Source organism: Cyclobacterium jeungdonense (genome assembly GCF_010994275.1).
Classification (GTDB): domain Bacteria; phylum Bacteroidota; class Bacteroidia; order Cytophagales; family Cyclobacteriaceae; genus Cyclobacterium; species Cyclobacterium jeungdonense.
In genome coordinates, this window is record NZ_WMCD01000019.1 from 18,365 (window position 1) to 29,829 (window position 11,465).

General features: G+C 44.8%; 7 protein-coding genes. 3 read left to right on the forward strand and 4 right to left on the reverse strand.

Annotation, left to right across the window (positions count from 1 at the left end):
* Positions 1-312, forward strand: coding sequence for a type II toxin-antitoxin system RelE/ParE family toxin (locus tag GKS34_RS22845; protein ID WP_163387410.1), 312 nt, complete (start codon positions 1-3; stop codon positions 310-312).
* A gap of 41 nt (positions 313-353) precedes the next feature.
* On the opposite strand, the gene GKS34_RS23810 is transcribed toward GKS34_RS22845, so the two are convergent.
* The 3 genes from GKS34_RS23810 to GKS34_RS22860 form a co-directional block, all read right to left on the reverse strand.
* Positions 354-479: a type II toxin-antitoxin system RelE family toxin gene (locus tag GKS34_RS23810; protein WP_163387426.1), complete on the reverse strand. Its 126-nt coding sequence runs from the start codon at positions 477-479 to the stop codon at positions 354-356.
* A gap of 154 nt (positions 480-633) precedes the next feature.
* Positions 634-1,587, reverse strand: coding sequence for a serine hydrolase domain-containing protein (locus tag GKS34_RS22855; RefSeq protein WP_240459433.1), 954 nt, complete (start codon positions 1,585-1,587; stop codon positions 634-636).
* Positions 1,588-1,828: 241 nt separating this feature from the next.
* On the reverse strand, positions 1,829-4,789 hold the full coding sequence (locus tag GKS34_RS22860; protein WP_163387412.1) for a DNA polymerase III subunit alpha: 2,961 nt from the start codon (positions 4,787-4,789) through the stop codon (positions 1,829-1,831).
* A 413-nt stretch (positions 4,790-5,202) separates the two neighbouring features.
* Here GKS34_RS22860 and GKS34_RS22865 point away from each other — a divergent pair, with 413 nt between their 5' ends.
* The gene (locus tag GKS34_RS22865; protein ID WP_163387413.1) at positions 5,203-10,101 is read left to right on the forward strand and encodes a PAS domain S-box protein; all 4,899 of its coding nucleotides are present in this window, start codon (positions 5,203-5,205) and stop codon (positions 10,099-10,101) included.
* Positions 10,098-10,523 carry a response regulator gene (locus GKS34_RS22870; protein ID WP_163387415.1) on the forward strand — a complete coding sequence of 142 codons (426 nt, stop codon included), beginning with the start codon at positions 10,098-10,100 and terminating at the stop codon, positions 10,521-10,523. Before GKS34_RS22865 ends, GKS34_RS22870 begins: the two co-directional genes overlap by 4 nt.
* Before the next feature lie 215 nt (positions 10,524-10,738).
* On the opposite strand, the gene GKS34_RS22875 is transcribed toward GKS34_RS22870, so the two are convergent.
* The coding region (locus tag GKS34_RS22875) for a ChaN family lipoprotein (RefSeq protein ID WP_163387417.1) at positions 10,739-11,465 on the reverse strand (727 nt) is incomplete at its 5' end.

The window sequence follows — 11,465 nt, forward strand, 5'->3', positions numbered from 1 at the left end:
ATGAATGTTTTTATCACCGAGCCAGCCAAGGAATCAATAAAAGAAATTTGTAAACACTTCAGAAGTTTGGAATTAGATTCTTATGCTATAAAGGTACGAAAGACAATACTTGGAAAAGCCAGGAGTTTATCTGTCAACCCGGAAAGAGGGCAGAAAGAAGAAATGTTAAAATCCCTCGATCAGGGCCATCGCTATTTATTGGTCGAATCCCACTTTAAAATCATTTATCTGATAGACGAAAAACGGGTCATAGTGACGGATATAATTGATACCCACCAACATCCCGATAAAATGCTCAAAGGGAGCCGGTAACGATCAATCAACAACTAATCCGAAACATACTGCGCCGTGCCTTAACAAATATCCTTTCTATACCCTAAATCAATGACGTCTATCAAAAGAACGCTATCCTGTATCTCGTAGATGATCCGGTAGTCTGCCACACGGATACGGAATCCATCCCTGCCTTTTAGTTTTATTTATTCTTACGGGAGTGGGTCATTCCCTGGATCCAGTATGGAGATTTTTATGTTGGAATAATATGACTCTGGAATTTTGGATAGCTTTTTCCGTGCTTTACGTTCAACACAAACTTAATACTTCACTTTTGATATTATCCCCGTTTTTTTTCAATCACCCTGATACCAAAGGTTGTCCACTGAGTACTTCCAAGATAGCGTCTAAAAAAAGAAAAGGGATGGTGCTTTGATTGGGTTTTTCGCCCAAACGTACCAATACCAGACTTTCGGAAGGAACCACACACAGGAATTGCCCATCCCTGCCCATGGCACAAACCATGTCGGAGGGACCTTCGGGAATAAAACTTCCCGGGAAGGAAGTTTGCAAACCGAGAATCATAAAACTCTCCTTGCCATTCAGCCACCAAAGGTAGCCGTAGCTTTTGTTCAAAGCTTGAGAGGGAGTCACCATGGCCTGAAGGTAGTGCTGGTCGCCGATGATTTCTTCCTTTTCCCATTTTCCTTCCGCTAATACCAGCAGCCCAAAACGGGCCATGGACCGGGCATCGCTGAAGAAGACCCGATTACGACCTATTTCCTGCCAAAACCCGGCCATGCTTATTTTTGATCCTATCTTTTGTTGAAAGTAGGTGGCTATATCCGATCCGGTAGCTCCTTCAAGGACTTCGTCTAAAATACTATAAGGGGCATTGTGGTAGGCCCATCGCTGTCCGGGATCAGCCATATAGCGAAGGTTTTCGGCAGTATAATCATCGGGGTTACTCACACCCTCATCCAGCCCGGTGGTCATGCTCAGGTGGTGCCGGATTTGGATCCGGTTTTCTTGTTCCGCCGTCAGGCTGCTCCATCCGGGTCCTAGGATTTCAGAGGTGGACTGGTCCAGGGATAGGTGCCCTTCCTCTTGCGCGATGCCCACCAATGTTGCGGTCAGTGTTTTTCCGGCAGAGGCCCAATACCAAAAAGAGCTTTGCTGAAAAGGAAGATTGGATGCCAACCGGTTTCCAGAATAAAACTCAAAGGCAATTTTCCCCTCTTTCAAAAGAATAAATGCTCTGGTACCGTTTTCGACCAGCAGCTTCTCCAAATTTTTGACCTTTTCTTCCTCCAAGTTAAAAGAGGTGGTTTCCCAATTCTCCGAATTGAGGGGAGGAACGTAGATTTCGCTCGGCAGAATGGGTTCTGGCGCCGGGTCTTGATGACAGCTACAAATAGCAACGAGAAAAAAAAATAAAAAAGAATCCTCTGAGTTTCATCTCCTATTCAAATAATACCCACGAAAATAATGATTTTTAGCTGGATTGGTATCATGGGATTGAATTCAAGCTCCTGTACCAGACGTCTACCCACGGTCAATCATCCGCATTCCAGTAGGCCATCCGCTCACAGCTGCTGACTTCCACGCTGTAGAAGCCGAATTCCTCGGTCACTTTTCCCTTGATCAGGTAGATGCCGCGGCCCTTGAAGGGTGTCTTTTTCACCACCGGGGGGAAGTGCAGGGTATCGATCCAGTGGCCCTCCCGGTCGATAAATGTGCCAAAATTCATCACTTCCCCCTTTACCGTCCGGGTGTATTTGACGGTGACCAGGTAACCGACCAGCTGCACCCGTCTGCCCAGAAATTGCGCCATTTCCCTGGCTGCAATGCCACGTATCTGCTGATCCCTTACCAATAGAAAAGGAGAGTCCAGGGGGAATTCCAGGATCTCCAGCTGGTCGATGATCTCCTGCCTTATGTCGGCAGCCTCCAGCACAGGTGGTTGTAGCTCGCGGAATCCGGCGTGTGCAAACAGCCGCTGGCTGCCGCCCACAGGAGTCTTTTTGCGGTGCAGGATAAAATGGGCCTCCCATAGCGTTTCCTGCTTGGTTTTGCCAGTGAAGCGAAAGCAGCCTATCCGCACCAGGATCAGCAATTGCTCTAGACTGATGTCTACCCGGGAGACAAAGTCCACCAGGCTGGTATACACCCCTCCCTGTTGCCTTTCCTGCAGGATTTTGACCACCGTTTCCTTTTGTAAAAACTTCATATGCACAAAGCCCAGGTAGACGGTTTTGCCCCGGATGCAGGTCAGGTTTTCGCTTTCATTGATGTGCGGAGCTTGTACATCGGCCCCATTCATCCGGAGTTCGTGTACGTAAAATTCGGTATGATAAAAGCCCCCAAAATTATTGATGACACCCACCATAAACTCCAGGGGATAATGGGCTTTCAGAAAAAGGCTTTGGTAGCTTTCTACAGCAAAGGAGGCGGAGTGACCCTTGGCAAAGGAGTAGCCAGCAAAACTTTCGATTTGATGCCATACTTCTCCGGTGATCTGTACGTCCCGGCCCTTTTCCAGGCAGTTGGCAAAGAAGCGGTCTTTTACCCGTTGGAATTCGTCTTTGGAGCGAGACTTGCCACTCATGCCCCGGCGCAACACATCGGCCTCACTCAGGGAAAGGCCTGCAAAGTAATGAGCGACCTTAATCACATCTTCCTGGTACACCATGATGCCGTAGGTCTCGGGCATGATGCCCTGAAGCACTGGATGGGCTACCTTCCTTCTGTCGGGGTCTACGTGCCGAAGAATGTATTCCCGCATCATGCCGGATCGGGCCACACCAGGCCGAATGATGGAACTGGCAGCTACCAGCTCCAGATACTCGTCCGCCTTCAATTTTGCCAGCAGCATGCGCATGGCCGGAGATTCCACGTAGAAGGCACCAATGGTACGCCCTTCCCGCAGGTGCTGTTTTATTTTAGGGTCTTTTTTAAATGCCGCAACCTGATGAATGTCCACTTCCTTGCCCTGGTTTTGACGGATGATTTCCAGGCTGCTTTTTATGTGTCCAAGCCCCCTTTGGCTGAGAATGTCAAATTTATGCAGGCCGATGTCTTCGGCGACATGCATGTCAAATTGGGAGATGGGAAAGCCTTTGGGGGGTAGCTCGGTGGCCGTGTAGTAGTGGATGGGCTTGTGGGCGATCAGCACTCCTCCGGCATGTATGCTCAGATGGGAAGGCATGTCCCGGATTACCTGGCTATAGCGGTAGATAAGCTTACCGTATTGATCGGGTTGCTGCTGCTTGTTTTTCGGCTTGTCACCATAATAAATTAGTGATTCGATTTCGGATTTAGGCAATCCGAATACCTTTCCCAATTCCCGTAGCACAGAATTGTACTGAAAGGTATTGAAAGTAGCCAGCAGGCATACATGTTCGTTATCCGGGCGATTGTATTTCGTAAAGATATAACGCGTGAGTTCATCCCGGTCTTTCCATGAAAAATCCAGGTCAAAGTCCGGCGGATTTTCCCGGTACAGGTTAATAAACCGCTCAAAATAAAGGTCCAGCTCTATGGGATCCACATCGGTAATGGCCAGGCAATAAGCCACAATGCTATTGGCTCCACTGCCCCGTCCCACATAGAAGAAATTTTTGCGTTGGGCAAAGTTGACAATGTCATAGTTGATCAGAAAATACGAGACAAATCCCTTTTGCTGAACCATTTCCAATTCTTTGCCGATGCGTTTTTCTATAATTTCGTCCAGCCTGCCGTAGCGCAACAGAGCACCTTTAAAGGTCTCTTGCCTCAAATAGTCAAAGTCCTCCCAGTCGGAGCCCAGAATGTCCCGCCGGTTTTTAACGGCATGAAAATAAAAGGAAAACTGGCACTCTTCCAGCAGCTTTTGGGCATTATAAATTAGGTAGCTATGGTTTTCACAGCGGGCCACCGTATCGGCATAGTCGTAAAATCGCTCTGTGGGATCGCCCTGTTCGGTTACAGGTAGTTTGCTAAGCAGGGTATTTTGATCCATACAGCGCAACAGGCGGTGGGCGTTGAAGGTTGTTTTATTGGCAAATGTCACCGGCTGCAGCAGAACCAGTCGGTCTTTTTGCCGGGCCCAGGCACTGTAGGGCAGTTTATTAAGCTGTGAGGGTTGAACCCCGATGTATTCATTGTCACGCAGAGGAAAAGTGGTATCGGAAAAGGGATAAATGATAAAGGCATGATCCATGGAAGGGGCTTTGCCGGTAAATGGTTGTTTATGAATCAGGTGATGGGAGAGGTGAAGGTTTAGCTCGTAGAAGCCCTCTTGATTTTTAGCAAGACCGATGTATTGCCGGATAGTGCCATTGCGAAAATCGATGCCGACCACCGGATGAATTCCATTTTTTTGGGCTTCCCGGATAAATGGAAAAATTCCCGAAACGCTGTTGATATCTGTCAGGGCAAGTGCATCCAGTTTGTGCTTTTTTGCCTCCGCTACCAATGCTTCCAGGGATAGGGTGCCGTACTTGAAACTGAAGTAACTGTGGCAGTTAAGGTACATTTTGTTAACTATATTGACATAAATTAGTCAATAATATAAACATAAAAATCTATTTTTGAAGTGATTCGAAAATTTTCCTCAGCTGCAAAATAATACCTTTGTGAATGGTAATGATTGTTTGCTTGAGTTCGCCGGGTTTTCTGGCTGTGATCCGGGACGTTTTATCATTTAAGGTTTCAGATGGGTTTTTCAGATAGGAAGGCAGATACCTGATTATTACCGCAGGAGCAATGGTTTTGGGTAAAACGCTTCAGAGTTTGTTGGAAAGAGGAACGGAATACTTAAGTTTGAAACGGAACGGCTTTAATACTATGGAATAGTGGGGCCAATGAGACTACTGACTATGGCTTGATTTTAGATAGAAAATCATAGAAGGAAAAGAAATCACCGGGTTCAATTGATGATAATTGCTGATGAGAGGAGTACAAGACTATAGTACCTTATTTTACTTCAACCCCCTTCCCAACTGGGTGTACGATAGAGAGACGTTTGAAATCTTGGATGTCAACCAATCCGCGTTAGATCATTACGGATACAGCAAGGATGAGTTTCTATCCATGACCATCCGGGACCTGAGACCCAAGGAAGAGGTTTCAAAACTTCATGCTGCCCATGTGGATATGGATTCCAAGCAGGGCAATATTTACTTTGGAACCTTTACTCACCAAAAAAAGAATCGGAAACTTATCAGGGTGGATGTCAACGGACACAAGGTGGAGTTTATGAACCGGAAATGTCTCATGGTTACCTGTCAGGACGTGACAGCGAAGGAAAAGCAGTTGTTGGAACTTAAAGAGTCGGAACAGAAATTAAAAACGGCATCCTCAATTGCCAAATTGGGCTATTGGCGTCAGGATATGGACTCCAATGTATTGAGCTGGTCAGATGAGGTGTACCGGATATGGGAAAGGAATAGGAGTGAATTTAACGTTACTTTTGAAAATTTTTTTAAAACCATTCATCCTGCTGATCGGGAATTTTTCAACCGGGAACAGAAAGCGTTGATTCTCGGAGAAAAGGATTTGAACTTCTGCCACCGTATCCTGTTACCGGACGGAACTGTGAAATGGGTACACGAATTGGGTAGAATCAAACGGGATGCAGAGGGAAAATTACTTTTCTTTGAAGGCATGGTTCAGGATGTTACTGCGCAAAAGAAGGAGGAGCAGCAGTTAAAATTGCTTGAAAGCGTCATCACGCATACTAATGATGCCATTTTGATAACCGAAGCGGAACCTTTGGATAATCCCGGTCCCAGGATCGTCTATGTTAATGAGGCATTTACCCGCATGACGGGGTATGCAGCAGAGGAAGTAATCGGCAAGTCTCCCCGCATACTGCAGGGACCCAAATCAGATCGAAAGGAGCTTGCCCGATTGGGCCGTGCGCTCAGAAATCGGGAATCCTGCGAGATTACCACCGTCAACTACAAAAAGAGTAGAGAGGAGTTTTGGATAAATTTATCTGTTTCTCCAGTCGCCGACGAAAAAGGATCGTTTACCCATTGGATCTCCATTGAAAGGGATGTGACTACGGTAAAAAACGAACAAATTCAACAGGAATTGTTGGCAAAAATCAGTACGGTTTTTAATGAAGGAATGGATCTGAATTCCTCTCTTCAAGATATTTGCCAACTTATTGCTAATCATGGGGAATTTAGCTTTTGTGAAATTTGGCTACCTGATATTCATAAAAAAACGTTAAAACTCTATTCCTGTTGTACATTGGATTCTGTTGGGAAAGAATTTCACGCGCATGCAGAAAGAACGACCAAAATGGTGATTGGAGAAGGGCTTCCCGGGCGGGTCTTCCTGGAAAATAAACCTGTAATCTGGGAGGACATTGGTCAAAATGAATTCTTTTTAAGAAAGCAAGCTGCCAAGGTTTCAGGTCTCAAGGCTGTTCTGGGGATGCCGCTTTTTCATCAGGAAAATTGCGTGGGGATTTTGGTCGTGGGTAGCCGAAAAGATGGCGGAAAATTGAATCGGCATCGTTCTGTTTTGACAAAATTGGAGTCCTTCATCGGCTCGGAGATCAATAGAAAACGGTTGGAAGGGGAATTGTCTCACTTATTTGAGACACTGCCTGACATCATTTGCCTGTGTGATTTCAACGGCACCTGCCTAAAAATGAATATGGCAGGCTGCGAACTGCTGGGGTATGAAGAAGATGAAATCGTAGGTAATGCGATAACTAACTTTATTCATCCCGACGATAAAGTCGTTCTGGCCAATGAAATCCAGAAATTAAGCGAGGGTGAGCCCGTGTTAAGGTTTGAAAATCGCTTGTTAACCAAATCTGGTAAGGTACTCTGGCTCAGTTGGCATAGCAATTCCAATGTAGTAGAGGGAGTTATCTATTCCTCTGGAAAAAACATTACGGAAGAAAAAAAGTTGCAGGAGTTGATAGGAAATGCTTCTCAACTGGCTAGGATTGGCGGATGGGAAGTTGACCTGATCCAAGATAAGGTGGTCTGGTCTGATGTGGTTCATCAGATACACGAAACGGATCCTAATTCATATGTGCCCGTACTGGATCGCGTGATAGATTATTACCGGGAAGATTTTCGGGATAACGTTGCCTTCATGGTTCAACAGTCGATAAATGTTGGAGAACCTCTTGATTTTGAAGCGGCACTTATCACTGCAAAAGGCAATGAAAGGTGGGTTAGGGTGATTGGTCAGGTGGAAATGGTAGGGGATAAATGCATTCGGCTTTTTGGTAGTTTTCAAGATATTACCAATATCAATGCTACGGAACACAGACTTCAATCCATTACGAATGACCTTCCCGGGGTAATCTTTCAGTATTATTTTTACCCAGATGGAACGGATAAATTGGTCTCGGTTAGTGAAGGATCCCGGAAAATATGGGGCCTATCTCCTCAGGAATGTGAAAGCAATCACCAGTTGGTCTGGGACCAAATAAGGAAAGGGGGGGATTTCCAGGAAGTGATGCAGGGAATTCAGAATTCCCTGGAAACCCATTCGCATTGGCATGACCAGTGGAGAAGTGTTTTGCCGGACGGTGGAGTAAGGTGGCACGAAGGATTCGGGACGCCCTACCGTTTGCCGGATGACACCATCCTTTTCAATTCCATGATTTTTGACATTACCGCGAAGGTAAAGGCAGCCAGTTTGTACCAGGAGGCATCGCAGTTGGCAAAAATCGGGAGCTGGGAGTTGGATTTGACAAATCAGGAACAAGGGGATGCCATGTACTGGTCGCCCATGGTAAAAAGGATTCTGGAAGTGGAGGAGGATTACAACCCTTCCCTAACCGGAGGGTACGAGTTCTATTCGGAATCCAGCAAGATTAAAATAAAGGCGGCAGTAGATAAGCTTATCCAGCAAGGAGTGGAGTTCGATGAAGAGTTGCTTTTAATAGCGAAATCTGGCAAAGAAAAGTGGGTTCGGTGTATAGGTAAAAGCGAACGGGTAGATGGAGTATGTACGAAAATTTTCGGTAGTTTTCAGGACATTCATAGCATGAAATCAACCGAACTGCAACTTTCTGAAATATTGGGAAGTATTTCCGATGCTTTTTATGCCGTAGATAAGGATTGGAATTTCACCTACTTCAATAAAGAAGCCGAAAACCTTTTGAACAGAAATTGTGAAGAACTGCTGGGTACAAGTATTTGGGAAGCATTTCCTTCGGCAATAGGGACCGATTTGGAGCGCATTTATCGGAGAGTAGCCGCTCAGGGAAAAGCGGAAAGTTTCGAATATTTTTACCCAGGTGATGGTTGTTGGTACGAATTGAACACCTATCCCTCCAACGGAGGCATCTCATCTTATTTTAGAAACATTGATGAAAAGAGAAGCACAGCCGAAGATTTAATAAAAGCGTATGAGGAAAAGAATCGAATTCTGGAAAGCATAGGCGATGCTTTTTTCGCTTTGGACCGGCAGTGGAAAGTTACCTATTGGAATAAAGAAGCCGAGAATGTACTGGGCAAGAGCAGGGAGGAGATGCTAGGTAAAAACCTCTGGCAAAAATATGCAGATGCGGTTGATACGGACTTTTACCGGCAGTATCATAAAGCAATGGCCTCGGGTGAAAACGTTTCTTTTGAGGAATTCTATCCCACCGTCAATAAATGGTTTGAAGTGGCTGCCTACCCCAGTTCCGAGGGATTATCTGTTTATTTTAAAGACATAACCCTTCGAAAAGTGACCGATTTGCAAATCGTTCGTGCCAACGAGCGGTTTGAAAAAGTAACCCAGGTGACAGCCGATGCTATTTGGGACTGGGATATCGAAAACGACTCTTATTATCGGGGCATGGGTTTTGAAAAGTTCTTTGGGTATGAAGTGCAAAGAAATTTTACCTCAGCGGATTTCTGGCAGGATAGTTTCCATCCCGATGATTTACCGGCAGTTATCAGAAGTTTACAAACTAGTTTGGAGGATTCAGAGCATTCCTATTGGGAAATGGAATACCGGGTTATTCACAGCAGCGGGGAAGAAAAGATAGTCATTGATAAAGGGATGATTATTCGGAATGATGCTGGAGAGGCGATACGGATGGTTGGGGCGATAACAGATATCAGTGATAGAAAGAAACATGAGGGAGAGATTCAGGAGCTGAATCAAATACTGCAGAAAAATATCAAGGAACTTAAAATAACCAACGAGCAGTTGGAACAATTTGCCTTTATCGCTTCTCATGATTTACAGGAACCCTTGCGGATGATTTCCAGCTTTCTGAATCAACTTGAACGCAAATACGGAGATCGGCTGGATGCCAAAGCGCACCAATACATTCATTTTGCAACTGATGGAGCAAAAAGGATGAAACAGATTATTTTGGATTTGCTGGAGTTTTCTCGTGCAGGTCAGTTTTCGGATTCTCCCGAGCTGGTCGATTTAAATAAACTAATCGCGGAGTATAGGGTGCTAAGAAGAAAACTGTTCCTGGAGAAAAAAGCAACGTTACGCGTGGATTATCTCCCTTCAATCTGGTGCTTCAAAGCACCGCTTATACAAACGCTTCATTGCCTGTTGGATAATGCCATTAAGTATTCCAAGGATGGAGTACTTCCAAAAATAGAACTTTCAGTCGTGGAAAATGATCATGACTGGGAGCTGCGCATAGCCGATAACGGAATTGGAATCAATCCACTGTTTTTCGAGAAGATTTTCATTATCTTTCAGCGTTTGCACAATCGAGACAGCTTTGAAGGTACCGGTATCGGGTTATCCATTGCCAAAAAACATGTTGAATCCTGGGGTGGAAAAATCTGGTTGGAGTCCGTACCTGGTAAGGGTAGTATTTTTTATTTTACAATTAACAAAGATTCCGGATGAAAGAAGCGCACATTTTATTGGTGGAGGATAATGAAGGGGACGTTTTTCTTACCCTTGATGCTTTTGATGAATGCAAAATTAAAACCAAAATCAGTGTGGTTAGAAATGGTGGAGAAGCGTTGGATTTTCTCTTTAGGAGGGAAGGCTACGAAAATGCCGATCGTCCGGATTTGATATTACTGGATATCAATATTCCTATTTACAACGGGCATGAGGTACTGAAAGCCATCAAAGAAGATCTCTACTTAAAAAAAATACCGGTAATTATGCTTACGACTTCTTCGAACCAAAGGGATATTAACCTGGCATACGAACATCACGCCAATAGCTATATCATCAAACCCATTGAACTGGATGACTTTCTTAAGGCCATTTTGCAAATTGAAGAGTTTTGGCTTCAGCTTTCCAGGTTGTCTGATTAGACACCTTTCCGTGACTGCGAAAAATTTCCATTCTCAGTTTTCTCCTTTAAAAATAATCGGGAAATAGTAGTGGGTTTTTAATGTGCCTAATTGCTATTTTTTATCGTGCAGGAAGATCATCTCCTCCTTTTGCAAAAGAAAAGTATCTGGTTTAACCAATAGTAGATGTAACCCAATGATTGAAGACCGTAAAAAAAATTGTTGGATATTACATTTCAATACGTTTTTCGGCTTTTTGGATCGGTAAGGATGATAATATCGGCTAGGTTCTCATAGGCTGACCAATCCGGTGTTTCAAAGTCCATGGCTGGAAAGCAGGATATGGTAAGAATGCGAAGCTTTTTCTTTCTTTTTTTAAGCTCGGATACTGTCCCTAAGTCCTCATCGGTGTGAAACCTACCGGTTAGGTGCAGGATTAAGCTGTCTCTATTTTTTTTCCAGGCATTCACGATACTTTCTGCCATCGTGGCATCCCGGAGTAGTTGCGCATGAAAAACGGAAGGCCCCATGCTATGTCCATGGCCTCCCATAGCCGCATTAAACTTTTTGTGGTAGCGGTCGTTTTCTCCAGGAAGCTCAAAGTAAGTGAAATAGGAACTGGCTTTCTTGTCCAGGAATTTAAGAGTTCCGATTCCTTTTCTACTGACCATACTGGCATACCTGCCCGGTACGTTTGCTGCGAGTACTCGTCGATTATTTTTTTTGGCCAGATTTACCAGTGGGGCATAATCAGCGTAGTTAGTCCAGGTCCTGCCTTCTTTAATAAGGCTTGATTCGCTTATCAGGCCTGCCAGGTATTCGTCAAGGACCAACTGAACATCCCGTTCAAACATTTCCATGGAAAGAATTACGTTCCTGCGCTGATTAATTAGGTTTTTGTAAAGCTGCGACTGAAGGGCATGGGCCAGGCTATCATTGTGTTCTTCTCCAAAAAGGATTACC